The following is a 26,964-nucleotide window of genomic DNA, read 5'->3' on the forward strand; positions in this document are numbered from 1 at the left end:
GGTGACCATCACGGACGCGTCCGCGGGTACGGCGACGCACTGTCCGTACTGCGCCCTGCAGTGCGGGATGAGCCTGGCGCCGGGCGCGGCGGGCGTCGAGGTGGCCGGGCGCGAGTTCCCGACCAACCGCGGCGGCCTGTGCCGCAAGGGCTGGACGGCGGCCGCCGTGCTCGATGCCCCGGACCGGGTGACCGAGCCGTTGATCGCCGACGGCCGTGGCGGCTTCGCGGTCGCGGACTGGGACACGGCGCTCGACCTGATCGCCGAGCGGTTGATCAAGCTCCGGTCCGAGCACGGCCCGGACACGAACGGCGTGTTCGGCGGCGGCGGGCTGACCAACGAGAAGGCCTATCTGCTGGGGAAGTTCGCCCGACTGGCGCTCGGCACGGCCATGATCGACTACAACGGCCGGTTCTGCATGTCGTCGGCCGCGGCGGCGGCCAACCGGGGACTCGGGCTGGACCGGGGGTTGCCGTTCCCGGTCACCGATCTTGATCAGGCCGGCCAGTTGCTGTTGCTCGGCTCCAACGTCGCCGACACCATGCCGCCGTTCGTACAGCACCTGGACGGGATCCGCGCCGGCGGCGGCCTGATCGTCGTGGACCCGCGCCGGTCGGCCACCGCGGACCTGACCGCGGACGGCGGCGGCCTGCACCTGCAGCCGGTGCCCGGCACGGATCTCGCCCTGCTGCTCGGCATGATCAGGATCGCGATCGCCGAGGACCTGGTCGATCATGACTACGTCCGGGAGCACACCGAGGGCTTCGAGGCGCTGGCCCGGTCGGTCGCCGGCTGGCACCCGGCCCGGACCCAGACCGTCACGGGGGTCCCGGCACCGCTGATCCGGCGTGCGGTCCGGCTGCTGGCGTCGCGGGCCGGCAGCTACGTGATCACCGGGCGCGGCGTCGAACAGCACGCCGACGGCACCGACACGGTGACCGCGGCGATCAATCTGGCCCTGGTGCTCGGCCTGGTCGGTCGGCCGGGTTCCGGCTACGGCACGCTGACCGGCCAGGGCAACGGTCAGGGTGGTCGCGAGCACGGCCAGAAGGCGGACCAGCTGCCCGGCTACCGGATGATCACCGACCCGGCCGCCCGCGCCGCCGTCGCCGAGGTGTGGGGCGTGCCGGCCGACCGGCTGCCCGGCCCCGGTCTTCCCGCCGTACGGCTGCTGGGCTCGATCGGGGAGCCCGGCGGGATCACATCCCTGCTGGTGCACGGATCCAACCCGGTCGTGTCGGCGCCCCGATCGTTCGCGGTGGCCGAACGGCTGCGCCGGCTGGACTTCCTGGTGGTGTCCGACTTCGTCCTCTCCGAGACGGCACGGCTCGCGGACGTGGTGCTACCGGTCACCCAGTGGGCCGAGGAGGACGGCACGCTGACCAACCTGGAGGGGCGGGTGATCCGGCGCCGCGCGGCCGTGACGCCGCCGGCCGGCGTGCGCAGCGAACTGTGGATCCTCACCGAACTGGCCCGGCGGCTCGGCGAGAGCACCGGCTTCAGTGCCGACCCGGAGACCGTGTTCGAGGAATTGCGGCGGGCGTCGGCGGGTGGCCGGGCCGACTACTCCGGGATCAGCTATGCGCGACTGGACGAGGGCGAGGCCTGCTACTGGCCGTACCCGGAGGGCGGCCGGTCGACGCCGCGCCCGTTCACGGACGGCTTCCCGACCGAGAGCGGGCGGGCGAAGTTGATCACCGTCGAGTACCGGGGCCCGGCCGACCGGCTGCACCGGCGCGGCGAGCTGGTGTTGATCACCGGCCGGCTGCTGGAGCACTACCAGTCCGGGGCGCAGACCCGCCGGGTGCCGGAGCTGGCGGCGGCGCGGCCGGAGGCGATGCTGGAGATCCATCCGGCCACCGCGTCGGCGCTGGGCATCGGCGACGGCGACCAGGTACGGCTGCGCAACGACCGTGGCGAGTGCCAGGTCAGGGCCGCGTACAGCAGGGCGATCCGGCGCGACACCGTGTTCCTGCCGTTCCACTTCCCGGACCGGCAGCGGGCGAACCTGCTCACCACCGAGGAGACCGACCCGGTGTCGGGGATGCCGGAGTTCAAGGTCGCCTCGGTGCGGGTCGAGCGTGTAGAGGCCTTCGAGGAGCCGGAGGTTCCCGAACGGATGGAAGTCGGCGGACGGATGGAGGTCGGCGAGTGAACGGACCCGAGCGGGTGGTGATCATCGGCTTCGGGCCGGTGGCGGCCCGGCTGGTCGACCGGCTGCGTGCGGCCAACCGGCGTCGTCGGGAGGCCGGGGAGCCGGAGCGGTTCGCGATCACGGTGATCGGCGCCGAGCCGGAGCCGGCCTACCACCGGGTGATGATCGGCGAGCTGGCGACCGGGGTCGCCACCCGCGCCTCGCTCTGGCTGTCCGATGCGGCCGAGCTGATCGGCGACGGCGTCGACGTACGCCTCGGCGCCGTGGTCACTGAAGTGGATCGCGAGGGGCGCACGGTCGCCTTGGCAGGCGGCGAGCTGATCGGCTGGCACCGGCTCGTCTTCGCGACCGGCGCCCGCGCCTATGTCCCTTCCCTGGAAGGGTTCTCGGGCCGGATCGACCCGCGCGAGCTGACCGGCGTCCAGGTATTGCGGTCGCTCGACGACGCCGACCGCCTGCGTGACTCGGTGGCCGCGGGCCGCCGGATCGTCGTCCTCGGCGGCGGCGTGCTCGGCCTGGAACTGGTGCTCGGCCTGGCCCGGGCCGGGATCGACGCCACGCTGATCCACTCGGGCGAGCACCCGATGGCCCGCGCCCTTGATCAGGACGGCGGGCGGCTGCTGCTCCGGTCGCTTCGCGAGGCCGGCGTGTTCGTCGTGTCCGACGTGATCTGCCGGGCCCTGCTCACCGAGGCGGACGGTGATCAGGGACAGCGGTTCATCGGGATCGAGTTCAGCGACGGGCGGTTCGTCCGCGGGGACGAGCTGGTGCTGACCTGTGGCGCGCTGGCCCGGACCGAGTTGGCCGAGGCGGCCGGCCTGCGCTGCCACAACGGGATCCTGGTCGATCATGAACTCGCCTGCTGGGGTACGGATTCGATCTTCGCCATCGGCGACTGCGCGGAGGTACGGTGCGCCGCGGACCCGTACTGCGCGGAATGTGCGGACCGGCCGTTGAAGACGTCGGCACCGGCCGGCCTGATCGCGCCCGGCTGGGAACAGGCCGAGGCGCTGGCGGACCGGCTGATCGACGGCACGGCGGAACCGGTCGGCACCGGGATCGACGGGATGATCCAGCTGAAGGCGGATGATCTTGACCTGGTGGCGGCCGGCGACACGCTGGCCGGTCCGTGGACGCCGGGCCTCGAGGTAGCCCAGTGGCTGGATCCGGCCCACGGCCGCTACGTCAAGATGATCACCCGCGAGGGCCGGCTGACCGGCCTGGTCAGCCTCGGCATGCCGAACGCCGGCGCCGAGCTCTCCTGGCTCTACGACACCGGCGCCGAGCTGCCGTGGGACCGCTCGCTGCTGCTCCGCGGTGACGGCCCGGACGGTGGTGACGAGCCCTCCGGTGCGCCGGTCTGCCGCTGCAACGGGGTGCCCCGGGAGACCGTCGAGGCCGCGATCGTGGCCGGCTCCCGTACCGTGGCGGAGGTCGGCCGGGAGACCCGGGCCGGCACCGGCTGTGGTGGCTGTCGGTCCAAGATCGCGGCCTTGCTGGAGGACCGGTCGATCCAGCAGTGAAGGAGGTGCCGCGACGATCATGGGACACTTCCGATCATGGACCGCCGACGTCTCCGCGCCGAGATCTCAAGGACCGATGAGCTCGACTATCTGATCTTCACCCCGGCGAGGATTCCGGAGCCGTGGCCACTGCTGCTCTTCCTGCACGGCTCGGGGGAACGGGGCGACGATCTTGACCTGGTCACGGTCCACGGACCGCCGAAGCTGGCGGCCGAGGGAGGCGAGCTGCCGTACCTGCTGGTCGCTCCGCAGTGTCCGGCCGAGAGCTGGTGGACCTGGCACCAGGACGCGCTGATCGCCCTGCTCGACGAGGTCGAAGCCGAGTTCCCGGTCGACCCGTCCAGGATCTACCTGACCGGCCTGAGCATGGGCGGCATCGGCAGTTGGGAGTTGGCGATCCGCCATCCCGGCCGGTTCGCCGCCCTGGTGCCGATCTGCGGCGCCAGCCAGCCGTGGCTGGCGCGGCGGTTGCGCGACGTTCCGGTGCGGGCGTTCCACAACGCTCACGACGAGTCGGTCCCCGCCCGGGGCACCAGCGACATGGTCGCCGCTGTTCAGCAGGCGGGCGGGCAGGCCGAGGCAACGATCTACGATGCGCGGGGACACGACGCGTGGACGAACGCCTACCAGGACCCCGAACTCACGCGCTGGCTGCTGGCCCAGCGCCGAACCGGCTGATCCGCGAGTCGAGCCGGACCAAGATCGCTACGCTGCTCGAACAGAGAGCGGACCCTCCCCGGGTCGTGAGAGACTGGGGCCGCATCATGGATCCCGTTCTCGAAGCCTTCGCCGCGGAAGGCCGAATCCTTGTCGAGGTGGTTCGCGGTCTGACCGCCGATGATCTTGGGCGCCCGACCAACTGTCCGCCATGGGACCTGACCGAACTGATCGTGCATCTGGTCGGTGGCGTGCGGGTCGGCGAGTTCCGGACCGCTCCGCCCGGCGCCCGTCCGCGCGAGGCCGCCGACTACTATCGCCGGCCCGAGCGGGACACGGTCGAATACCGGGACAGCAACGTGCAGCAGGCCCAACAGGCCACGGCCCGGTTGGAGGGCAGCGCCGCCGAGGCCCTGGACGGATCGCTGCGGGACGCCGTCGCGTCCCTGACCGCCGATGATCTTGACCGGGTGGTCGAGATACCCCGGGTCGGCCCGATGCGGCTCCGCGAGTGGCTGACCACCCGCGTGATCGCCCTGGCTGCGCACGGCCTGGACGTCGCGATCACCTTGGGCCGACCGCCGTGGACGACGCCGTCGGCGCACGCAGTGATGGCACCCGTCTTCCGCTCGCTGCTGGGCCGGGACTGGCCGGCCGGGCCCGGTTGGAGCGAGGCCCGGGTGCTGGCCCTCGCGACCGGGCGGGCCGGGCTCACGGACGACGAGCGGGACTTGCTCGGTCGGCACGCGGCTCGGCTTCCGCTGCTGTCGTAAGGGTTTCCGCCTGTCGGCGGAGTCTGCGGTCGAACCAGACCAGCCCGACGACCGTGAGCGCGGCGATCACCGCGAGGCCTACCTGATCGACCGGGGTACGGGCCATGATGATCAGGCCCGCGATCGTGTGGGCGACCAGGGCGCCGCCGATGACGGCCAGGGAGTGCCGGTCGGACCACCGGGCCGAGCTGATCATCCGGGTCAGCACCCGGTAGGCGACCGCGACGCCGAGAATCGCCGCAGCGACGGGAATCAGCACGGTCAGGCCCACCGTGAAGGCCGGTTGCCGGGCGCCGAAGATCGGGAAGGTGAGGAAGAGGACGATCATGATCGCCAGTCCGGAACCCAGGTAGAGCACGGGCAGGCCGGGCACCGCTCCGTCGTGCGGCTGCGGAGACGCCGGCGGCAGGACCCGCAGGGCCAGCACGCCGAGGGTGATGATCACCGCCAGGCAGCCGATCAGGAACGGCAGCGGCGCCTGATAGCCGGGATCCATCGAGGGCGGCACGGTGATCCGGAGCAGGGCCACGCCGATCACCGTCACCAGCGCCGCGATGATCGTCCCGCCCCGTTTCAGGTACGGCCGCCCGCGGTGGGCCGGGAACAGCAGGTTGACGACGGCGATCGGGATGATCACGGTGAAGATGCCGTGATAGATCATCTGGGCGACCCAGTAGGGGACGTTGAAGCCGAGGATCCGGGCGCCCCATTCGGCCGCCTGGTAGAGGTTCGGGCTGGTCAGCGCCTGCAGCCCGATCCCGTCCTCCAGGAGTTCGTACGCGATCGCGAGCAGGATCAGGCTCGGCCAGCCACGACCGGTCCGGACCATCAGTTCGCGGATCAGCAGGACGCCGGCGCCGTACACCGGCATCCAGATGATCACCAGCCAGGCCATCGTCACCGGTGTCGAGCCGAGCGCCAGCTCGGCGATCAGCGGCGTGAGGACGACCAGCGTCCAGGCCGCGCCGCGATGGCCGGTCCGGGCCGGCTTCGGATTCGGGTCGGGGTTCATGTTCGTGGCCTCCGTCGATGGGTTGCCTGCCGCAGGGTGGTGATCAACTCGTCCCGGTACTGGTCCAGGTCAAGGCCGGGATCTCGTGCCCAGTCACGGATCAGGCCGTCGAGCGCGCCGCGGACGACGCTGGCCATGATCGCCGGATCGAAGGCCCGGAACTCGCCGGCTCGCTGCCCCTCCTGGAACAGGAGCGTGAGCGCATCGAGTTCGCCCTGGAGCCGGGCCGCCACCGGCCGGTAGTCCGACTTGAGGGTGCCGGCCATGATCTCGCCCAGCGCGCCGATCCGGTGCGGCTCGGCCCGGTAGAACGCGATGCTGCCGGCGAGGAAGGCGTCCAGCATCCCGGCGGCGGACCCGGACTCGTCCATGGCGGGCCGGATGGCCCGGTGACCGGCCGCGTAGCAGTCCTCGACGACGGCGTCGATGAGCGCGGTCCGGGTCCGGAAGTGATAGTTGATCAGCGCCCGGCTGACGCCGATCCGCTCCGCGATCCGGCCCATCGAAGCCGCCGCGTACCCCTGCTCGGCGATCACTCGGATCGCGGCGTCCAGGATCTGGGCGCGACGGGCGTCCTCGATGAAGGTCACCCGACCGAGGCTAACACCTTCGACAGAATCCTGACAGGGATGTCAGGATCGAGCGACCGGACCCCGGTGACAGTCGATCCGCGACCGTTGTACCCGTGCGCGACCGTTGCACCAGTCGCGGATGAGTGGAACGGTCGCGGCTGTCGGTGGTGGATCGGTGGGTGGAGAGGGGCTCAGGTCTGGGTGCGGAAGTTTTCGGCGAGCAGTTCGGGCCAGCGGGTGAAGTTGATCAACACGTCATCGGCGTGGGTGAGCTGGTCGATGGCGCCGACGCGGGGCAGCTCACGCAGCTCCGGATCGGCGATGGACTCGATGACGGAGTCGATCAAGGCGGCCGAGTTCAGCACCGGATAGGGCCGGACGGCGTCGTTGACGCCGACCTCGAACGGCGCGATTCGGAGTGGCACCGGCTTGGGCAGGCCGAGTTCGTTCTGCTGCCGGCCGACCAGGATCAACGCTTCGAGTACGGGATCGTCGGCCCGGCCGGCCGGCGGTTCGGTCATGGCCCGATCGAGCATCGGGCCGAGTTCGCGGGCCGCTTCCAGGTCGTCGAAGGCACGACTGAACCACTTGTCGTACGGCCGGTAGTGACGCTCCTGGAGGAACGCCAACTCCATGATCAACCGGCACAGTCGCGCGGTGATCAGCCGGGCGCCGCGAAGATCACCGAGCTCGGTGGCGCGGCCCAGGAAGGGCGCCTGGCTGCCGATCAGGTACCACTGTGCCGCGAGAATCCAACGCCAGACGTCGTCCGGATACCACCGGTGGGCCTTGCGCAGCCGGGTCAGCTCGCCGAGGTCGTCGCGGAAGACCCGGCCGGCGGTGAGTTGCAGAAGGTGCTGCTGCGGGAGGCTCAGCCAGGCCGCGGTGTCGGGGCTCTCGGTGGTGATCGTGGGAAGGCGGCGGGCGAGCCAGTCGGTGAGCGTACCGATCTCGAGATGGTGCGCCTCCTTGCCGGCGTCGAGGGAATACCAGCGGGTGGGCCGATCCCGGTAGTGCGACGGCAGCCCGGACTGGACCCGCTCGCGCACCGGTGCGACGTCCTCGGTGGCGAGGAAGAGCTGGAGTCGCGGTCCCCACTCGTGATCGGTGGACCGTTCGGTGTCGTACCCGAGCACCTCGGAGCCCTCACCGATCAGGCATGCCGTATGCGGACGGTCGATCAGCGGCGCCACGACGTCCTCGTAGAAGCCGTGCGCCAGTTCCAACCCCTTAACGAACGCTGCCATCTGGTCGACGCTAGTGCGGCCCCGGTCGCGGCGCGAGCGAATTGTCGCCGCGGGCCTCGTCAGGTGAGCAGGGGGTGTTGTCGGATCCTGGCCAGGATCCGGTTGTTGATCATGGGTTTCTGTTCCGGGTCGACGTACCTGGGTGGGATCCAGGCGGGGAGTCCTTGATCATCGATCTTGACCTGCCAGCCGCGGTCCAGGAAGTTGCGGTGGTGGTAGAGGCACAACAGCGTCAGGTTGCCGAGCACGGTTTCGCCGCCGTCGGCCCAGCGGATGACGTGGTGCCGTTCGCACCAGGCGGGTGCCCGGTCGCAGCCGGGGAAGGAGCAGCCGCCATCGCGGGCGACCAGGGCTATGGTCTGGTGCTTGGTGGCGATCCGGCGGGTCCGGCCGAGTTCGAGCGGGATCCCGTGGCTGGTGAGAGCGATCGGGTAGATCTCGGCTTCGCCGGCCAGTCGCAGGACCTGCGCCACCGACAGGAGCGTGCCGTCCCCGGCGGTGCCGTGACCCCGCCGGGCCCGTCGGTAGGTGGGGGCCTCAGCGGGATGATCTTGTTCGTCGAGGCGACCGGTCGTCGGTTGGTCTTGCACACCGGTCTGCCAGGTGCCGCGGGCGCCGGGGCTGACCCGAGTGATCAGGTCGTCCGCGTCGGTGGTGATCAGTACGGTGGCGGGAATGCCGCCGGTCTCGGGTAGCTCACCGGCGCGCAGCATCCGGGCGAACACCTCGTCGACCGCGTCGTGCAACCGTTGCTCGTGATTCCGCGGGTCCACCGCGCCCACGCCGGCGGCGTTGTCGATGCGTGGATGGGCGAGGGGCTCCAGGACGGCCCGGACCTTGACCGCGGTCTCGGCGGTGAGCCGGAACTCTCCGGTCAGCGCGCCCGAGGCGGTGGACCGCATCCGGAAGTGCCGCCGGTCGAGATCGAGCTGTTCGTCGGGCTCGGTGTCGTCTGGGTCGTACGCGTCGAGGTAGCTGCGGCTCACCTGTCGCAATTCGCGTGGTCCGAACCTGCGGCAGTGGGCGACCAGTTCTGTCTCGACCAGCTCCACGTTCACCGGATCGACCCGGGCCTGGTCCAGGTGCTCCAGGGTCTGGTTCACGATCATGGTCTGCTCGCCGGTGATCGCCCCGGCCGCCATGGCTTCCCCGACCGCCGGGCGCAACCGGGGGAGCGGCAGTCCGGTCATCGACTTCCGCGGCCCGACCGCCTCGGCTGCCCGCACTCGCCGCACGGCCTCTTGTGGCCCGATCAGGAACCGCCGCTCCAGCACCTTGGCCATCGAGCGTTGACATTCCCGTTCCGGAACCCCCGCATCCCGACAGGCAGCGACCAGCTCCGCGTCAACGGCCAGTAGGCGGTTCCGCAGCGTCTCGACCTCGTCCAGCAGCTCGACCAGCCCGGCCGGATCGTGATGATCAAGACCGCCCTGCCGCACCGCCGCCACCAACTCGGCTACCGACGTGCGGGTATCCCGGACCGCGGCACCGACCGGAGTCGCGGTGTCCAGGCTGGTCGTCGTCATGATCAGATTGTATTCGAATATTTGTTCGAATACAAGGGAATCCCTTGTATTCAAGGGATCAGCTCGTTCACCGCCGGATCAGGTTCAGAGGCGCGCCAGCGCTGATCGGAGGAATTCTTCGCGCCGTCGAGTGATCACCTCGACCTGGTGCCAGCCCTCGAAGTCAGTCGGGGTGTTCAGTGCGGCGACGGCGTCCCAATAGGCGACGGAGGTCGCCCTGCGGCCGGCCTGACGTTCCCATCCTTCGAGGACCGGTTGGGCTGCCTCGAGGCCGTAGCGCAGGACTGCTTGGAATCGGAGGTCGCCCAGGTCCACGCCGGGATCGCCGACGCCTGCGGTCTTCCAGTCGATCAGAGCGGTGCCGGTTTCGCTCCACAGCATGTTTCCCGGGTGCGCGTCGCCGTGCACCAAGACCGATTCCGCGCCCGGTACGCCGTGGGCGCGCACCAGCTGATCGGCTTCCTGTAGCAGTGGCGTCGTCGGCATCCGCTGTTCTCGTCTGTCCGCGGCGAAGTCGTCGACCGCGACCGGCCGGGGACGGTACGGGAGGTCCGGGCTCGGCGAGAGAGTGATCAGGTGTGCTGTGGCGATCGCGGCGCCTGCCTGTTCCAGGAGGCGAGGGTGCAACGTCGCGGGAAGCTTGGAGTTGCCAGGAAGCCAGGTCTCGAGCGTCGCCGGCGCGCCGGCCGCTTCGCCGGCAAGATCAGCAGCGATCAACTCCGGAGCGCTGAGCACATGGCTGGCGGCAACCTGCAGGGCGCGTGCGTTGGTGCCGATCATGCTCGCATCAACCTCGCCGGGCACTGGCACCTTCAGGACGAAATCACGGGGAGTCCGTCCTGTTCTGTCGATCATCCGCAGGCGGAACGTGCCCGCGGCGCGGGTCACGGGTTGGAGGCTCACTGCTTCGATGACGGCGGTGCTCTCGGCAGCTGTGAGGGCCCACTGGAGAACCGGGGGATCCGGCCTTTCGCTCATGAGCCCCAGCGTGGTCCAACCCGGGCACTGAACGAAGCCCGTTCGTCAGCGCGCCGCCCGCAGGGCATCCGAAACACTCGGGCACCGCGCCAAGACGGGCCGCACCGGATCGGGTGCGTCCACTCAGGAGGTCCAGCGGAAGGTGGCGCGGGCGGCTAGCCCGCTGATCACCAACCAGCCCGCCAGCACCAGCACCGGCCACCACAGGGCCGTACCGACCGAGGCGGCTCGCAGTCCCTCGCCGAGGGCGGCGGTGGGCAGGAACGGGAGGACGGGGCGCAGGATCGCGGGGTAGCTGTCCACCGGGACGACCAGACCACCGGCGGCGGCGAAGATCAGGTAGAGCAGGTTCGCCAGACCGAGGGTCGCCTCGGCGCGCAGCCGCCCGGCCAGCAGCAGGGCCAGGCAACTGAACGTGGCGATGGCCAGGATCATGATCACCAGCCCGGCGAGTGCGGACACCGGACCGAACTGCGGCCGCCAGCCGACCAGCAGCCCGACCACGGAGATCACGATCAGCTGCCCGACCACGATCATGATCACGGCCAGGGTCTTGCCGGCCAGCAGTCCGGACCGGCCGAGCGGGGTGGCGGCGAGCCGTTCCAGCACGCCGTACCGCCGCTCGAAGCCGGTCGCGATCGCCACCGACGTGAACGCGCTGGAGAAGACCGCCAGCCCGAGCACCGACGGCACCAGGCTGCCGAGGTCGCCGAACGGTCCGCCGACGATCCGCCCGATGATCATGACGCCGACCGGGATGACCAGGGCCAGCAGCAGTTGCTCGCCGTTGCGGACCAGCAGCTTCGCCTCGATCATCGCGTGCTGCAGGACCCGGCGGGAGGCCGGGGCGACGGCAGGGGCGGGAGTGAAGTCGAGGCTGGTCATGGCGTTCCCGGATGCGTCGACGACAGGAAGATCTCCTCCAGGCTGGCGCCGTCGGCGGTCAGCTCCGCCACCGTACCGGCGATCTTGATCACGCCTCCGTCCAGGATCGACACGTGGTCGGCCAGCGCCTCTGCCTCCTCCATCGCGTGCGTGGTCAGCAGAATCGCCACCCCGGCGGTACGGAGTTCGCGGAGCAGACCCCAGGTCGCCCGGCGGGCGTGCGGATCCATCCCGGCGGTCGGTTCGTCGAGGAAGATCAACTTCGGCCGGCCGATCAGGGCGCCGGCCAGGTTGACCGCCTGCTGCTGACCGCCGGACAACCGCCGGTACGGGATCCGGGCGTACGCGTCGATGCCCAGCCTGGCCTGCAGGGCCGCCGGGTCGAGCGGCTCGCCGTACAGGCTGCTCAGATAGCGCAACAACTCGCCGGGGCGCACCCCGGACCAGGCGCCCGTGCTCTGCGGCATCATGCCGACCCCGGCCAGTGCCGTCGGTGTCCCCGGTGCCGCGCCCAGCACCGAGATCCGCCCGCCGTCGGGCGTGATCAGGCCGGTACAGCACCGGATCAGCGTGGTCTTGCCGGCCCCGTTCGGCCCGAGCAGCGCGGTCAGCCGCCCGGGTTCGACCCGCAACTCAACCTCGGACAGGATGGTGCGGCCGCCGAGTCGTACCGACAGCCCGTCGATCGACAGGGCGGGATCCGGCTCGGGCACGGAAGCGATCCTACGGCGCCCGGATTCGGTTAGCGTGTCGACATGGACCTCCCTGTGCAACCGCCGGTCAAGCCGATGCTGGCCAAGTCGGTCAAGCAGATCCCGGCCGGCGATTTCAGTTACGAGCCGAAGTGGGACGGCTTCCGCTCGATCATCTTCCGCGACGGCGACGAGGTGGAGATCGGCAGCCGCAACGAGCGGCCGATGACCCGCTACTTCCCCGAGGTGGTCGAGGCGGTCAAGGCCAACTTCCCGGAGCGGGCCGTGATCGACGGCGAACTGATCGTGATCAGCGAGTCCGGCGACCGGCTGAACTTCGATCTGCTGCAGCAGCGGATCCATCCGGCGGCGAGCCGGGTCAAGCTGCTGTCGGGGCAGACTCCGGCGCACTTCGTGGCCTTCGACCTGATCGCACTGGGCGACGAGGACTACACCGACCGCCCCTTCACCGAGCGCCGAGCCGCGCTGGAGCAGGCGCTGGCCGGCGCGGCCGGCACGATCCATCTGACCCCGGTGACGAGGGATCCGGAGCTGGCCCAGGAGTGGTTCACCCAGTTCGAAGGGGCCGGCCTGGATGGCGTTGTGGCCAAGGGATTGGAGGTGACCTACCAGCCGGACAAGCGGGTCATGTTCAAGATCAAACACGAGCGGACCGCGGACTGCGTGGTGGCCGGCTACCGGACCCACAAGAGCGGCGACGACGCGATCGGCTCGCTGCTGCTCGGCCTGTTCAACGACGAGGGGACGCTGGCCTCGGTCGGCGTGATCGGCGCCTTTCCAGCCGCCCGGCGCAAGGAACTGTTCGCCGAACTGCAGCCGCTGGTGACCACGTTCGATGATCATCCGTGGGCCTGGGCGAAGCAGGAGGAAGGCACCCGGACGCCGCGCAACGCCGAAGGTAGCCGGTGGAGTGGCGGCAAGGACCTCTCCTTCACCCCGCTGCGGCCCGAGCTCGTGGTGGAGGTGCGGTACGAGCACATGGAGGGCGTCCGGTTCCGGCACACGGCCCAGTTCAACCGCTGGCGTCCGGACCGGGAACCGCGCTCGTGCACGTACGAGCAACTCGAAGAGCCCGTGAAGTTCGACCTCGGCGACATCCTGAACGGCTGAGTGAGCGATGGGCTTCGACGGCCTGAGGGAGCTGGTCTCCTGCCGGCTGACGGAGGTGCCGCGACCGCCACGGCAATCCGACTCGCCGGCGGACCTGGAGCGCCGCGAGGCCGCGATCACTTCGGCCTACCACGCAGGCCCGGGGCCGCTGGCCATGTGCTGGCATCGTCTTGCGTCCGACGGTCCGGTTGAGGTGCACGTCGCCGGAGCGGACCTCGTGTCGCCGATCTACGAGTCCGGCCAGGTCTCCGTCACGATTCCGACCGGCGGCCGCGGGACGGCGACGGATCCGGGCGCTCTGGACCGGACGTTGCGGGAGTTCCCGTTCTGGGCATCGATCGGCATCGCGGTCGACCCGGTTGTCGATCGTCCACCCGATCGCCAAACTCGCAGCGGAGACCGGCCGCCATCGCTCGAGGACTGCCTGCTGCAGGTTTGGCACGAGCCGTTCACCTGGCTCGCGATCGCCGAACCGGTCGCTGGTGACGAGCTGGAGGAAGCGATCGCCGGCGTGAGCAACGAACTGCGGCGGACGGCTGCTCGGTCTGGCGCGTCGCCGGAATACACGGTGACTGCGGAGCAGCTCAGGCGGCGGCACCGCGAATTGTCGTTGGCGATGACCAATGGGCTGTGGCGGGTACGTTACGCAGCCGGCAGCAACTCGGCCGAGGGCGCCCGGCGGATCGCCGCTCTCGTCTGCGCCTCGGCCGACCTCGACCAGTTGCCGTACACGCTCGTACCGGCGCGCACCGCCGGTGATCTTGATTCCGTACTGGATCAATCAGCGGAACCGGCGACGTATGTCAGCTCTCGATTCCTCGCAGCGATAGCCGCACCTCCTGCGACCGAAGTCCCTGGCCTGCACTTCCGGCTGTCGCCGACGTTCGACGTCGCCACCGAACCCGTGGCCGACTCCGGCGGGCAGCCGGGCGTCCGGCTGGGTACGGTCCTCGACAGCCATCGGCGAGCCGCCGGGGATCTGACGCTGCCGCTGCAGAGCTTGAACCGACACACCTTCGTCTGCGGCGCGACCGGCGCCGGCAAGTCGCAGACCGTGCGTGGACTGCTGGCGACCGCCACGAAGCAAGGGATCCCGTGGCTGGTGATCGAACCGGCCAAGGCCGAGTACCGCCTCATGGCGTCGCGGTTGAAGGACATCGGCCAGCCGGTGATGGCGATCCGGCCCGGTGACCCGGACCAGCCGCCCGCCGGCTTGAATCCCCTTGAACCTGCCGTCGACAAGGCCGGGCATCGCTTCCCCCTGCAGACTCATCTTGATCTTGTCCGTGCGTTGTTCCTGGCCGCGTTCGAAGCGGACGAGCCGTTTCCGCAGGTCCTGAGCACAGCGCTGACCCAGAGCTACCAGGGCCTCGGTTGGGACCTTGCGCTCGGGGAATCGGACACACCTGGAGTTGCGCCCCGTTATCCGACGCTCGGTGATCTTCAGCAGACCGCGGCTGCAGTGGTCGATGACATCGGCTACAGCCAGGAGATCACCGACAACGTACGCGGCTTCATTGCGGTCCGGCTGTCCAGCCTGCGGCTCGGCACCACTGGCCGATTCCTGGAGGGCGGGCACCAGCTCGACCTGGATGCTCTGCTGCGGTCCAACGTCGTCTTCGAGATCGAAGACGTCGGCGACGACCGGGACAAGGCGTTCCTGATGGGTACGGTCCTGATCCGCCTGGTCGAACACCTCCGACTTGATCAGAAGTACAACGGTGCACCGAGCGGGCTACGGCATCTGAGCGTGTTCGAGGAGGCGCACCGCCTGCTTCGCAACGCCACCGAGGGACCGGCGGCCCACGCCGTTGAGATGTTCGCCGGCCTCCTTGCCGAGATTCGCGCGTACGGCGAGGGCTTGATCATCGCCGAGCAGATCCCGTCCAAGCTGTTACCGGACGTGATCAAGAACACCGCCGTCAAGATCGTCCACCGGCTCCCGGCCCAGGACGACCGGGACGCGGTCGGCGCCACCATGAACCTGACCGAGGCACAGTCCGACTACCTGGTGACGTTGCCGCCAGGGCAGGCCGCGGTCTTCACCGACGGCATGGACTACCCGGTGCTGGCAGCGATGCCCGACGGCACCGGGCTGGAGGATCCGTCGGTTGCACCGGCGGACGCTGCGCCACTGATCTCCTCGCGGAGCATCACCTGCGGCCGAGCGTGCCAGAAGGAGCCGTGCACGACCAGGCAGATCATCGCAGCCGGCCGCACCCTGCGCCGCGTCCCGCACCTGGCCCTGTGGTCCGAGCTCGCCGTCGTAGCCCACCTGATCGGCAGAACCGTTCCGGTGCCGGACGATCCCCTGCTCGAATCCTTCCAGCGCATGGATCCCCGCACCCGCGACTGCGCGATCGCACATGCGGTGGATGACGCGGTGGCCTCCAGGTCAACCGGGATCTCCGATCGGATCAGTCCTGCACCGTTCGCCGATCATGTCAGCTCGACCCTGCGGGCCATGATCAGCACCGGCGGGCACCACATCCGCCACGAGCCGGAGTGGATCGCGCTGCCGTACCGCTGGACCGTGATCCGTGATCGCCTGGCCCGCATGCATCGTGATCATCCCGAGGCCGGGCGCCATCCCGACAGCGAGGCGTGGGAGCGCGATACGGGTCGGTCGATCCCCGGCCGAACCGTCCTGGAGCAGTTCCTGACAGTCACCTCCTGGGTGGACACCGACCAGCGGAACCGCCGTGAGTTGCGACTGATCACGCTCGGCGATCATCCCGAGCCGCCAATCGCCGCAGCGGTCGGAGTGCCGCCGAACCACCCCGGCTGGGACCAGCGCCTCGGCGCGATGCTGAACGCGTTCGTCGTCTGCCGTTGGCCGCTCGCACATTTCGCGACGATCGGCCTGTACGACCTGGTCAGCGGAGACTCCGAGAGGGCTGGACGTGGCGTTCGATCGGCCCGGTAGCGATCCGGAGGAGCCCGATCGAGAGGGCGACCCGTTGAAGCGAAGTACGTCGAGAAGCCTGGGTTGAGCCTGTACCGGGGCGAACGACCGCCAGTGGTCCAGAACGTTGCTGAGGTGCGGCTTCGACGACGAGATGGACCGCTATAGATCGGTGATCAAGGACGATAACAACCCCATTGCCAAATTGCGGTTGGTGACGAGCACCGAGAAGGCCGCGAACTATCTCGGTACCAGGGGCAGTCGGGATCTTGGGTCCTGATGTTGATCTTGAAATTCGGGTAGAGACTTGACCAGGAAGGAGATTCGGATGAGTAGCTCCATGACCATCTTTTCGCCGGACGGTGCATTTCGTGTCGAGTCGGAGGTGTTCGTCGCCGGGGCACGACACAACTGGGGTTCCGAGGTTCCGATTCTCACCAACCCGGACTCGAGGCCGCACAACTTGACGGTTCAGATCAAGCGGGAGGGCGGGACCAGCTTTCAAGTCTTCCATGATCGCCTTGACGAGTCGGTATTGACCGATGGTGATCCGGATCAGTGCGCCGAGGTGGCCGTGTGGGTGTTGTCCTTGTTGTCCGGACAGCTCTCGGGGCGGCTCTGGATGACCGACCAGGGATTCACCGGCCACATCGACCTGGTTCCCGGGATGACCGTCGCGGACGTCCGCGACGGCTGGATCAGTCACGCTGATCATGCGCCCGAGATCTAGGCCGCCCAGACGGTCGCGCCGAGGCCTCCTTGCGTGACAGGGTTGTCGGCAACCGATCGGAGAAGGTGGTGACGTTGGCTTTCGACAGACCCGGGAAGGATCCGGAGGAGCCGGATGAATCGCGACGCGCCGCCGACGGTCGGGATCGGGCGGCTGACCAGGTCGGGGCTGCGGCTGATAGCTCGGGTGCGGACGGCCGGGTGCGGGTGAAGGAGCTGCTGCGGGATGATGAGGACAAGGACCTGTTGGCGGCGCTGAGTCAGCGTAGGCGCTCCGCGGCTGCAGGCGCCGGTGGGGAGACTCGGGACAGTGCCGACGCTCGGACGGTCGATCCGAGGCACCTGCCGGACGAGGTGCGGACCAGGCACTCGCAGGATGGTCCAAGTGTCGACGAACCTCGGCCAGCCGGCGAGAAACGCCAGGGGGTCGAGCAGGGATCGGCCAACGTCGACCGAGCTCATGCCCGATCGGACGGTGCCAACGTTGCGGGGCAGGAAAGGGCTGCCACTGATTCGGAGCTGGACGAGGCTCCCGCCCGAGATACCGGCGCGAGACGCCCGTCGGACCTGCTCGGGCCGAGCGTAGCCAGCAGGGACGCAGATGCCGAGGATAAGGCGCCCAGGCGCAGAGAGGTGTGGTCGGGAGGACGTGGGCCTGACTCGTCTCCGCTCATTCCGACGATTGATCAGCCGAAGCCTCCCGATCGGATTCCTGAGAGTGAGAAGAAGAGTCGAGCCGACAAGGTCCTTGATCTGCTGAAAAATGAGGCCGGCTCTATTGATAAGCTGACCTCTACCGTCGGTAACTCAGTAGATAAGGCCTTGGGTCCCCGCGCGACAGGTCATCCGGAAGTCAGGTCGAGTCCGGACCACCGTCAACCAAATATTCCAAGCTCGGGGTTGGAAGCTGGGGATGCTGTTTCTAGCGTGTCGATGACAATTCTGTTCGTGGTCGAGGCGACCAAGAAGGCAATGGAAAGAATGAGAAAGGGTCGAGAAGATACATGAAGTTCACGGAAGATGTGGTTGCATCCTTGCGTGCGTTCCTGAGAGTGGATATCGCAGAATATGATCGCAGTGGAGAATTGCTGACGCCCCCCGAAAGGGAGGCACGAGGTGCATTGCTTGTGGCCGCCTTCGTTGTGGCATCTGAGAAGAGATTCGGTCACGCAGGGACGTCCGAGATTGTGGATTTTGTGGCAAGGCTCCGATCGCGCACCGAGGAAATGGCTGATCTCATCGATCCGCGCACCGCGGAGCGGTTGATCTCAGCCGCTGCCACGGAGGGGTCGGTCGACGACATCAGCACCTACGAGAAGGGCACCCACTACGGTCCGCTGCTTGCGGCGATGGTTGTCGAAGAGTCGCTCACCGACGATGAACTCGACGACTTCCTCAGCGAGTCACTCGAACTTGCCAAGGGCCTGCCTGAGGCCGGATAACTTCCTGCCGGGGATCCGCAATCGGACAGGAGTCTGCCACGGTGGTGCGCATCACTGAAGAGACCATCGCGACCTTGAAGGCCTATCTGACGGGCGACTACGAGGGAGTTGTCCGCGGCTTCGAGCGGCTCCGGTGGGGGAGTGAGCACCTGACGCGAGAAGTTCCTGGCTTTCTGGAACTACTTGCGGCTGCTCTGATTGTCGCAGCGCGGCGACACTTCGGCGATACGTATACCCGGGCCGAGATCGTGCAGTACGTCGCGACCATCCGCCGACGTGAACTGATCATGGGAGATTTCGATCCCCTCACCGGGGAGATCCTCATCCTTCGGGCACTCGGTGCTGACGATGAGGTTCTTCTTGACCTGAACAGACAGATCGTCGCGCAGATCGCCCTGCTGGAGGAGTTCGCTCGCGATGCCGACCTTGACGCGAAGCAGGTCGACGAGTTGCTCGACGAAGCCAAAGTGAACGCTCAGGTTTGGTTCCGCCGGACCGATTCCGTCGTTGCGGACATCGGCTCAGTCGCGGAGCAGGAACTGAAGACGATCTCATCGATCTACATCCCTCAGTCCGATCGCCCGATCTTTTCGTTTGCTGACATGGAGGAATTCAAGATCGGCGACGAGCGTGTGGGGACTCGGTTCGGTGTTGGGTCGAGTGGCGAGTCGTTCCTGTGGTTCACCGAGGGCAACGGCGGAATCTACGTGCAGTCGGGACCTACGGCGGTCTTCGCGAACTCGAGGCTCGAGTCCTTCACAGCATCGCTGATCTCCGTCTCCGCGCTCAGTGTGCCGCCCACCGGTGGACCGGCGGATGTAGACCGTTATCTGCTGGACGTGGAACAGGTACGGTCCGAGTTGGGCAGGATCGATTCTCAGGCAATGGATGAACGCGCTTGGTGGCCAGGCGTGCTCGACAGGTTTGCAAGGGCGGTGGCGCGATGAATGCTCCGAGTCTTGAAGAACTGGCCGATCTCGCGACGCCCTGGGCGATCCGGGTCGTGATCACGCTCGGCGTACCCGAACTGCTGGCCGACGGTACGCGATCGTCGGAAGACCTGGCCGTCGCCGCGGGCTGCGACGCCACCTATCTGCGCAGGATGCTCGCGCATCTGGCCGGTCGCGGCCTGTTCCGGCAGGAACGGCCCGGCTGGTTCGCGCTGACTGAGGCCGGACAGCAGTTGCGCGGTGACGGGGCCAGGCTCGGCTATGGCCTGGACGGGGTCGGCGGTCGGTTCGCGCACGCCTGGACGACTCTTGCCGACGCGGTCCGGGAAGGTCGGCCGGTCTATGCGGAGAAGTTCGGCCGGCCGTTCTGGGAGGACCTGGCCGCGCACCCGGAACTGTCGGCGGATTTCGACGCGATGATGGGGCCGGCCGGGCACGGCGAGCCCGATCCTCGGATCCTGCCCGAGGAGGCCTGGGCCGGCGCGAGCACGATCGTCGATGTGGGTGGCGGTGCGGGCTACAAGCTCGCCGCACTGTTGAAGGCCCGGCCGGAGCTGCGCGGGACCCTGGTCGAGCTGCCGCCGACCGCCGCCCGTGCCGAACAGGTCCTGGCCGAGGCCGGACTGGCCGACCGGAGCGAGGTCGTGGCGCAGAGCTTCTTCGACCCGCTGCCGGCGGGCGCCGACCTCTACCTGCTGTCCAGCATCATCAACGACTTCCCGGACCCGGAGGCCGCCGCGATCCTGACCCGCTGCGCCGAGGCGGCGGGCCGGACCGGGCGGGTCCTGGTGCGCGGCGCCGTCGCGGACGACGATCATCAGCCGTCCGGCCTCGAGGTCGAACTGGTCCTGCTCGGTGGCCGGGTCCGCGGCCCGGACGAGTTCGCCGCCCTCGCGGCCCGGGCCGGGCTGGCCGTACGGGCACTCCATGATCAACCGGCCGGCCTGGTGGCCGAACTCATCCCGGACTGAACCCGTGACGGGCCTCCGGGCCAGGCTCAGACGACGGCGAAGTTGGCCATCATCGCCAGGTCCTCGTGCTCGGCGTTGTGGCAGTGGAAGACGTACCGGCCGCGATAGCCGGAGAACCGGGCGATCACCTCGACCGTCTCACCGGGACGAAGATCGACCGTGTCCTTGAGCCCGCCGTCGAAGGGCGACGGCGGACCGTTCCCGCGCGACAGGACCTGGAAGTTGACCAGGTGCAGGTGGATCGGGTGGTGCATGTCGGCGACGAACCGCCAGATCTCGACATCGCCGAGTCTCGGCGCCGCGTCGATCCGGGTCGGCGAGAAGGGCTCGTTGCCGATCACCCAGGCGTGGTGGCCGTCGGCCATCCGGCGCGAGCTGAAGGCGAAGTCGCGGACGGCCGTCGCCTGGGACCGGTGCAGCGGCTCGATCTCACTGAGCCGTTCGGGGATCCGGCTGTCCTCGACTCCGGTCCGGGTGATCCGGAACAGCATCACCCGCCGCGTGCCGTCCTCGCCGAGGCGGTTGATCAACTCCACCTCCGTGCCGACCGGATAGCGTCCGAAGTCGATCACCACGTCGTACCGCTCGGCGGGCGCGATCGGCAGCTGATCATGAGCCACCGGCGCTTCGAGCAGACCATGATCGGAACCGATCTGGAGCAGTCCGGCGCCGCCCGGCGGGGGTGGGTCGAGTGCGAGGTCGTACCGGCGTGCGTTGGATCCGTTGAGGATCCGCAGCCGGTACCGGGTCGCGGTGACCTCGTGCACCGGCCAGGGTGCCCCGTTGACCAGGATCACGTCGCCGAAGACGCCTTCCAGGTAGTCCTCCTGGACCCCTGGGATGACTCGTAGCCCGGGGTCGATCGACGGATAGCGGAAGGACCCGTCCTCGGCGAACGCCCGGTCGGTGATCATGATCGGCAGCTCCCGTCCCCCGTACGGAAGCGGCAGCGACTCTTCCTCGTCGTCGCGGATCAGGTGGAAGCCGGCCAGCCCGCGGTAGACGGCCGGGCCGGTGAAGTCCATCCGATGATCGTGGTACCACAGCGTCGCGGCCCGCTGCCGCAGCGGATACGTGTAGTCGAAGCTGCCCTGGCTGATCACGGCCTCCGGGTCGGACATTCCGTGGTGGCCCGGGCGGGCCCTCGACCAGCTGCCGTCGGCGGGCAGCACCAGGTCGGTCGGATAGCCGTCCGATGCCGGCGGCGTGTGGCCGCCGTGCAGGTGGACCACGGTCGGCACCGGCAGTTCGTTGCGGTGCCGCACGATCGTCGTCCGGCCGCTGCGGGACTCGATGGTCGGCCCGGGGAAGATCCCCTGATAGCCCCAGATCGGCGTCTCCAGCCCGGGAATGATCTTCGCCGTGGCGGCCCGCTGGGTGATCTCGTACACGTCGGCATCGGGTCGCCGCTCGACCGGCTGCAGCACCGGCGGGATCGGCAACGGTTGCCGGTACGGCGCGGGCAGCGGCACCTGGCTGTGCAACAGCTCACCGGTCCCGGCCCCGGCGGCGAGCAGCTTCCCGCCGCCGAGCCCGGCCGCGACCGCCGCTCCGGACCCGGCCACCAGCCCGACGAATCGACGCCGCGGCAACCGCCCGCTCATCGCGCGATCCCGTCCGCCGCGGACCCCCGCGCCGCTTCTCCCGGCGCCGGCTCCGGCCCCGATAGAGGCTGCGACACAGAGACCCCGCGCGTCTGCGGCCGCCAGAGATTGATCACCAGCACGACGTTGCCGGCGACGATCGCGACGCCGAGCGGCACGTGCAGGTCCAGCGCCCCGGCCAAGCCCGCGACGTACTGCCCGGTCTCGGCGGCCACGACCAGCAGGGTCGCGGGCAACGGCCAGCGCGGCCCGCCGATGATCAACAAGACGATCGTGATCACCAGCTGCCCGTAACCCAGATAGGACACCAGATCGGCGCCGAGCGCGTGCAGGGCGAGCCGGTCGTACTGGCCGGAGAGATAGGCGCCGGCGAACACCGGCTGGGCGAAGACGGCCAGGCCGTGCGCCGTGGCGACCACTCGCAACAGCCCGAGGCTGACCAAGATCAACGAGCCCCGGCGCGGGGCTGACTTCTGCATGGCCCGACGCTAAAGTTCCTCGAGTCATGTCGTCCAAGACCAGTTCAGCCACACACTCATAACACAAAGGTCATAAGCGTGGACCTGCTGACCCTCCGCTATTTCCAGACCGTGGCCCGGCTGCAGCACGTCAGCCGCGCGGCCGAGCAGCTGCACGTCGCCCAGCCCGCGCTGAGCCGGGTGATCCGACGTCTGGAGGACGACCTCGGCGCGCCGCTGTTCGACCGGACGGGTCGGGCGGTGCGGCTGAATCGCTTCGGTGCCGCCTACCTGCGCCGGGTCGACCGGGCGCTCGCCGAGCTGGACGGCGGCCGCGCCGAGCTTGCCGATGCCGTCGGCCTCGACCGCGGCACGGTGACCGTCGCCGCGGAGACGCTGCGGCTGCTCACTCCGCTCGTCGCGGCCTTCCTTCGTGATCATCCCGGCGTCGACCTGCGCCTGGTCGAGTCCGATCCGCGCGGCATGACGGACCGGCTGCGCGCCGGCCAGCTCGACTTCGCCTTCGCCTCCCAACCCCTGGCAGACCCGTCGCTGCGGGCCCGGGAGCTGATCCGGGAGGAGGTGCTGCTGGTGGTGCCGGCGGGTCATCGGCTGGCCGCCGAGGCTCGGGTTCCGGTGGCCGAGCTGGCCGGTGAGCGGCTGATCACCAGCCGGCCCGGGCACTGGCTCCGGACCCTGGTCGAGCGCCTGTTCGCCGACGCCGGGATCCGGCCGGAGGTGAGTTGTGAGTGCAACGAACCGACCGTGATGCTCGACCTGATCGGGGCCGGCCTCGGCGTCGGGTTCGGCCCGAGCAGTGCCCGCTTCGCCGATCCGCGCGCCACGGTCGTGCCGACCTCGCTCGACGTCGCGGACTGTCACCGGACGCTCAGCCTGGTCTGGTGCGACGGTGCCTACCTGTCCGCCGCGGCCAGGCTGTTCCGGGACCGGGCGATCGGCCACTTCCGGCTGCCGCAATAGGTGGCCTGCGACACTTAGTGGACCCTTATTTGAATCCATGAGCGGAATAAGAGCACACTGGCGTTGTGAAAAACGCGGACGCTGATTCCTCGACCAGGCAGCGGGTCGCGTCCTCGATTCTCGAGTACGGCCCGTCGACCGCGGCGGCGCTGGCCGAACGCCTTGATCTTACGGCGGCGGCCATTCGCCGCCATCTCGACGTGCTCACCGAGCAGGGCCAGATCGAGGCCCGCGAACAGCGCGTGTACGGGCATCGCGGGCGCGGCCGCCCGGCCAAGGTGTTCGCGCTCACCGATGCCGGCCGGCAGGAGTTCTACGCCGCGTACGACGAGCTGGCGATCTCCGCGCTGGACTACCTGCGCGAGCACGCCGGGCCGGACGCGGTGGCGGCGTTCGCCGACGCCCGGATCGCCGAGACCGAGCAGCGCTACGGGCGGATCCTGGCCCAGTCCGGGCCGGAGGTCACGCCGGCCGAGGCACTGGCCGCGGCGCTGTCGGACGACGGCTACGTCGCGGCGAGCCGTCCCGCCGGCGCCGGCGAGCAGCTGTGCCAGCACCACTGCCCGGTCGCGCACGTGGCCGAGCGGTTCCCCGAACTCTGCGAGGCCGAGACCAGGGCGTTCGCCCGGCTGCTCGGCGTCCATGTCCAACGGCTGGCGACGATCGCCCACGGCGACGGCGTCTGCACCACCCACATTCCGAAGGCCACCACCGAAACCGCAACCGAAAGGTCTCACTCATGACGCAGACCCCCGACATCGCGAACCGTCCCGTCGGTACCGGTCACACCCAGGAGGAACACCTGGAGGCGCTGGGCAAATACCAATGGGGCTGGTCCGACTCCGACACCGCCGGCTCTGCTGCGCGCCGCGGGTTGAGCGATGACGTGGTCGCGAACATCTCCCGGCTGAAGAGCGAGCCGGACTGGATGCTCAACCTGCGGCTCAAGGGACACAAGCTGTTCCGGCGCAAGCCGATGCCGGCCTGGGGCGCCGATCTCTCCGGCATCGACTTCGAGAACATCAAGTACTTCGTCCGCTCCACGGAGAAGCAGGCCGCCAGCTGGGAGGACCTGCCCGAGGACATCAAGAACACCTACGACAAGCTCGGCATCCCGGAGGCGGAGAAGGCCCGCCTGGTGGCCGGCGTCGCCGCCCAGTACGAGTCCGAGGTGGTCTACCACAAGATCAACGAGGAGCTGGAGAAGCAGGGCGTCGTCTTCCTCGACACCGACACCGCGCTGAAGGAGTACCCGGAACTGTTCCAGGAGTACTTCGGCACCGTGATCCCGGTCGGCGACAACAAGTTCGCCGCGCTGAACACGGCGGTCTGGTCCGGCGGCTCGTTCATCTACGTGCCGAAGGGCGTGCACGTGGAGATCCCGCTGCAGGCGTACTTCCGGATCAACACCGAGAACATGGGCCAGTTCGAGCGGACCTTGATCATCGTCGACGAGGGTGCCTACGTGCACTACGTCGAGGGCTGCACGGCGCCGATCTACTCCTCCGACTCGCTGCACTCCGCGGTGGTGGAGATCGTCGTCAAGAAGAACGCCCGGTGCCGCTACACGACGATCCAGAACTGGTCGAACAACGTGTACAACCTGGTCACCAAGCGCGCCACCTGCGAAGAGGGCGCGACGATGGAATGGGTCGACGGCAACATCGGCTCGAAGGTGACCATGAAGTACCCGGCGGTCTACCTGATGGGCGAGCACGCCCGCGGCGAGACCCTGTCGGTCGCGTTCGCCGGTGAGGGCCAGCACCAGGACGCCGGCTCGAAGATGGTGCACTGCGCGCCGCACACCTCGTCCTCGATCATCTCGAAGTCGGTCGCCCGTGGCGGCGGCCGGGCGTCGTACCGCGGGCTGGTGCAGGTGGACGCCGGAGCGCACCACTCGGCCTCCGTGGTGAAGTGCGACGCGCTGCTGGTCGATCAGATCAGCCGCTCCGACACGTACCCGTACAACGACATCCGCGAGGACGACGTCTCGATGGCCCACGAGGCGACCGTGTCCAAGGTGAGCGAAGATCAACTCTTCTACCTGATGTCGCGCGGGCTGGAGGAGGACGAGGCGATGGCCTTGATCGTCCGCGGCTTCGTCGAGCCGATCGCCCGCGAACTGCCGATGGAGTACGCGCTCGAGCTGAACCGGCTGATCGAGCTGCAGATGGAAGGCGCGGTCGGCTGACGCCGATCGGATCCTTCGACAGGCTCAGGACACTAGACCAAAGACAGAAAGCGAAACTGTGACGACGACAACCCCGAACGTCGCTGGTGCGGTCGAGACCAGCGACCGGGTGGCCAGCCACCTGCACCCGGAAGGGTCCTTCGCGGTCGATGATCATGCCGTGCCGACCGGGCTCGAGGAGGTGTGGCGGTTCACCCCGCTGAAGCGCCTCCGCGGCCTGCACAAGGACGCCCCGTTCGGCACCGGCTCGATCAAGCTCGACACCGTGCTGCCCGAGGGCGTCACGGTGACCGAGGTGCCGGCCGACGACGCGGTGGTCGGGTCCAGCGGCTACGTGCCGGCGGACCGGATCAGCGCGCGGGCCTGGCAGGCGGCCGACACGGTGACCGTGATCAAGATCGCCAAGGAGGCCGTGGTGGCCGACGCGGCGTTGATCACCCACGTCGGGTCGAGCACCGAGACCGCGTCCGCCGGGCATGCGGTGATCGTCGCCGAGCCGTTCTCCAAGGCGACCGTCGTGCTCCGGTTCGAGGGCAGCGCGACCGTCGCCGACGTGATCGAGATCGTCGTCGGTGAGGGCGCCCAGCTGACCGTGGTCAGCGTGCAGGACTGGGCCGACGACGCGGTGCACCACACCTCGCAGCACGGACTGGTCGGGCGGGACGCGACCCTGCGGCACGTCGCGATCTCGTTCGGCGGCGACCTGGTCCGGATGAACGCCTCCGTCGCGTACGAGAGCACCGGTGGCGACGCCGAGCTGCTCGGGCTGTACTTCGCCGACGCCGGGCAGCACCTGGAGCACCGGCTGTTCGTCGATCACAACGCGCCGAAGTCGCGCAGCAACGTCGACTACAAGGGCGCGCTGCAGGGGAAGGGCGCGCACGCGGTGTGGATCGGCGACGTGCTGATCCGCAAGGCGGCCGAGGGCATCGAGACGTACGAGTCGAACAAGAACCTCGTGCTGACCGACGGCTGCCGGGCGGACGCGGTGCCGAACCTGGAGATCGAGACCGGCGAGATCGCGGGTGCCGGCCACGCCGCCACCACCGGCCGGTTCGACGACGAGCAGCTGTTCTACCTGCGCAGCCGCGGCATCGACGAGGCCGAGGCCCGGCGCCTGGTGGTGCACGGCTTCTTCGCCGACATCATCCGCAAGATCGGCATCCCGGCCGTCGAGGACAAGCTGATGCAGGCGGTGGAAGCGGAGCTCGCGATCAACATCGGCCTGCCGGCGGCATCGTGAACTACGTCAGGGCCTGCTCGGCAGCCGAGGTCGGACCGGAGTCCGCGATCCCGGTCGACGTCGATGATCACGAACTGGCGATCGTCCACTCGGGCGGCGCCTACTACGCGATCGCCGACGAGTGCTCGCACGCCGCGATCCCGCTCTCGGAGGGCGATGTCGGCGACGGCGAGATCGAGTGCTACCTGCACGGGTCCCGGTTCTCGCTGAAGTCCGGCGAGCCGCTCGGCCTGCCCGCGACCGAACCGGTCGCCGTCTACCCCTGCAAGATCGTCGACGGCGAGGTTCTGGTCGACGTCACCAATCCCAACTCTGCAACGAACTAGACCAGGAGTCACA

Annotated in this window: 24 protein-coding genes; 15 read left to right on the plus strand and 9 right to left on the minus strand. The window is 68.9% G+C overall.

Going from position 1 to position 26,964, the window contains the following annotated elements; genetic code table 11:
• Nucleotide 1: 1 nt before the first annotated feature.
• The 4 genes from ACFQU4_RS22175 to ACFQU4_RS22190 all read left to right on the plus strand — a co-directional run bounded on the left by ACFQU4_RS22175 (nt 2) and on the right by ACFQU4_RS22190 (nt 5,108).
• Nucleotides 2-2,155, plus strand: coding sequence for a molybdopterin oxidoreductase family protein (locus tag ACFQU4_RS22175; RefSeq protein ID WP_377496015.1), 2,154 nt, complete (start codon nt 2-4; stop codon nt 2,153-2,155).
• Complete coding sequence (locus ACFQU4_RS22180; protein WP_377496017.1) at nt 2,152-3,678, plus strand: FAD-dependent oxidoreductase; 1,527 nt, start codon at nt 2,152-2,154, stop codon at nt 3,676-3,678. Before ACFQU4_RS22175 ends, ACFQU4_RS22180 begins: the two co-directional genes overlap by 4 nt.
• 36 nt (nt 3,679-3,714) lie before the next feature.
• On the plus strand, nt 3,715-4,356 hold the full coding sequence (locus ACFQU4_RS22185; protein WP_377496019.1) for an alpha/beta hydrolase-fold protein: 642 nt from the start codon (nt 3,715-3,717) through the stop codon (nt 4,354-4,356).
• Between the two features lie 86 nt (nt 4,357-4,442).
• Nucleotides 4,443-5,108, plus strand: a complete 666-nt coding sequence (locus ACFQU4_RS22190; protein ID WP_377496021.1) for a maleylpyruvate isomerase N-terminal domain-containing protein — start codon at nt 4,443-4,445, stop codon at nt 5,106-5,108.
• Here ACFQU4_RS22190 and ACFQU4_RS22195 read toward each other — a convergent pair.
• The 7 genes from ACFQU4_RS22195 to ACFQU4_RS22225 form a co-directional block, all read right to left on the minus strand.
• Nucleotides 5,047-6,120, minus strand: coding sequence for a hypothetical protein (locus ACFQU4_RS22195; protein WP_377496023.1), 1,074 nt, complete (start codon nt 6,118-6,120; stop codon nt 5,047-5,049). The two genes, ACFQU4_RS22190 and ACFQU4_RS22195, sit on opposite strands and share 62 nt — an antisense overlap.
• The gene (locus tag ACFQU4_RS22200; RefSeq protein ID WP_377496025.1) at nt 6,117-6,710 is read right to left on the minus strand and encodes a TetR/AcrR family transcriptional regulator; all 594 of its coding nucleotides are present in this window, start codon (nt 6,708-6,710) and stop codon (nt 6,117-6,119) included. The genes ACFQU4_RS22195 and ACFQU4_RS22200 overlap by 4 nt, the downstream gene beginning before the upstream one ends.
• 173 nt (nt 6,711-6,883) lie before the next feature.
• Nucleotides 6,884-7,939, minus strand: a complete 1,056-nt coding sequence (locus tag ACFQU4_RS22205) for a DUF4037 domain-containing protein (RefSeq protein ID WP_377496027.1) — start codon at nt 7,937-7,939, stop codon at nt 6,884-6,886.
• A 59-nt stretch (nt 7,940-7,998) separates the two neighbouring features.
• A complete protein-coding gene (locus ACFQU4_RS22210; RefSeq protein ID WP_377496029.1) occupies nt 7,999-9,465 on the minus strand; it encodes a DUF222 domain-containing protein in 1,467 nt (488 codons plus the stop codon).
• A gap of 84 nt (nt 9,466-9,549) precedes the next feature.
• Nucleotides 9,550-10,443, minus strand: a complete 894-nt coding sequence (locus tag ACFQU4_RS22215) for an aminoglycoside phosphotransferase family protein (RefSeq protein WP_377496031.1) — start codon at nt 10,441-10,443, stop codon at nt 9,550-9,552.
• 123 nt (nt 10,444-10,566) lie between these two features.
• Nucleotides 10,567-11,328: an ABC transporter permease gene (locus ACFQU4_RS22220; protein WP_377496033.1), complete on the minus strand. Its 762-nt coding sequence runs from the start codon at nt 11,326-11,328 to the stop codon at nt 10,567-10,569.
• Entirely contained in the window at nt 11,325-12,041 is a 717-nt protein-coding gene (locus ACFQU4_RS22225; RefSeq protein WP_377496035.1) for an ABC transporter ATP-binding protein, read from the minus strand. Before ACFQU4_RS22225 ends, ACFQU4_RS22220 begins: the two co-directional genes overlap by 4 nt.
• A gap of 42 nt (nt 12,042-12,083) precedes the next feature.
• On the opposite strand from ACFQU4_RS22225, the gene ACFQU4_RS22230 reads away from it, so the two are divergent.
• The 6 genes from ACFQU4_RS22230 (at nt 12,084) to ACFQU4_RS22255 (ending at nt 20,148) form a co-directional block, all read left to right on the plus strand.
• Nucleotides 12,084-13,151 carry an ATP-dependent DNA ligase gene (locus ACFQU4_RS22230; RefSeq protein ID WP_377496037.1) on the plus strand — a complete coding sequence of 356 codons (1,068 nt, stop codon included), beginning with the start codon at nt 12,084-12,086 and terminating at the stop codon, nt 13,149-13,151.
• A 7-nt stretch (nt 13,152-13,158) separates the two neighbouring features.
• Nucleotides 13,159-16,077: an ATP-binding protein gene (locus tag ACFQU4_RS22235; RefSeq protein WP_377496039.1), complete on the plus strand. Its 2,919-nt coding sequence runs from the start codon at nt 13,159-13,161 to the stop codon at nt 16,075-16,077.
• Nucleotides 16,078-16,363: 286 nt separating this feature from the next.
• Complete coding sequence (locus ACFQU4_RS22240; RefSeq protein ID WP_377496041.1) at nt 16,364-16,786, plus strand: hypothetical protein; 423 nt, start codon at nt 16,364-16,366, stop codon at nt 16,784-16,786.
• A gap of 1,003 nt (nt 16,787-17,789) precedes the next feature.
• Nucleotides 17,790-18,227, plus strand: a complete 438-nt coding sequence (locus ACFQU4_RS22245; protein WP_377496043.1) for a hypothetical protein — start codon at nt 17,790-17,792, stop codon at nt 18,225-18,227.
• 41 nt (nt 18,228-18,268) lie between these two features.
• Nucleotides 18,269-19,174 carry a hypothetical protein gene (locus ACFQU4_RS22250; protein ID WP_377496045.1) on the plus strand — a complete coding sequence of 302 codons (906 nt, stop codon included), beginning with the start codon at nt 18,269-18,271 and terminating at the stop codon, nt 19,172-19,174.
• Nucleotides 19,171-20,148 carry a methyltransferase gene (locus tag ACFQU4_RS22255; protein WP_377496047.1) on the plus strand — a complete coding sequence of 326 codons (978 nt, stop codon included), beginning with the start codon at nt 19,171-19,173 and terminating at the stop codon, nt 20,146-20,148. The genes ACFQU4_RS22250 and ACFQU4_RS22255 overlap by 4 nt, the downstream gene beginning before the upstream one ends.
• Nucleotides 20,149-20,174: 26 nt before the next feature.
• Here the strand turns inward: ACFQU4_RS22255 and ACFQU4_RS22260 are convergent, their stop codons facing one another.
• Entirely contained in the window at nt 20,175-21,752 is a 1,578-nt protein-coding gene (locus ACFQU4_RS22260) for a multicopper oxidase family protein (protein ID WP_377496049.1), read from the minus strand.
• Nucleotides 21,749-22,231 carry a hypothetical protein gene (locus tag ACFQU4_RS22265; RefSeq protein WP_377496051.1) on the minus strand — a complete coding sequence of 161 codons (483 nt, stop codon included), beginning with the start codon at nt 22,229-22,231 and terminating at the stop codon, nt 21,749-21,751. The genes ACFQU4_RS22260 and ACFQU4_RS22265 overlap by 4 nt, the downstream gene beginning before the upstream one ends.
• A 78-nt stretch (nt 22,232-22,309) precedes the next feature.
• Here ACFQU4_RS22265 and ACFQU4_RS22270 point away from each other — a divergent pair, with 78 nt between their 5' ends.
• From ACFQU4_RS22270 to ACFQU4_RS22290, 5 genes are all read left to right on the plus strand, one after another.
• Nucleotides 22,310-23,191 (plus strand): LysR family transcriptional regulator, encoded by an 882-nt coding sequence (locus tag ACFQU4_RS22270; protein ID WP_377496053.1) that lies wholly within the window; start codon nt 22,310-22,312, stop codon nt 23,189-23,191.
• Nucleotides 23,192-23,256: 65 nt separating this feature from the next.
• On the plus strand, nt 23,257-23,934 hold the full coding sequence (locus ACFQU4_RS22275) for a helix-turn-helix transcriptional regulator (RefSeq protein WP_377496055.1): 678 nt from the start codon (nt 23,257-23,259) through the stop codon (nt 23,932-23,934).
• The gene (gene sufB / locus ACFQU4_RS22280; protein WP_377496057.1) at nt 23,931-25,382 is read left to right on the plus strand and encodes a Fe-S cluster assembly protein SufB; all 1,452 of its coding nucleotides are present in this window, start codon (nt 23,931-23,933) and stop codon (nt 25,380-25,382) included. Before ACFQU4_RS22275 ends, sufB begins: the two co-directional genes overlap by 4 nt.
• A 58-nt stretch (nt 25,383-25,440) precedes the next feature.
• The gene (sufD, locus tag ACFQU4_RS22285) at nt 25,441-26,625 is read left to right on the plus strand and encodes a Fe-S cluster assembly protein SufD (protein ID WP_377496059.1); all 1,185 of its coding nucleotides are present in this window, start codon (nt 25,441-25,443) and stop codon (nt 26,623-26,625) included.
• Nucleotides 26,622-26,951: a non-heme iron oxygenase ferredoxin subunit gene (locus ACFQU4_RS22290; protein ID WP_377496061.1), complete on the plus strand. Its 330-nt coding sequence runs from the start codon at nt 26,622-26,624 to the stop codon at nt 26,949-26,951. The genes sufD and ACFQU4_RS22290 overlap by 4 nt, the downstream gene beginning before the upstream one ends.
• Nucleotides 26,952-26,964: the final 13 nt, after the last annotated feature.

Origin of the sequence: Microlunatus sp. GCM10028923, from assembly GCF_042666975.1 — a bacterium.
Lineage (GTDB): Bacteria > Actinomycetota > Actinomycetes > Propionibacteriales > Propionibacteriaceae > Microlunatus.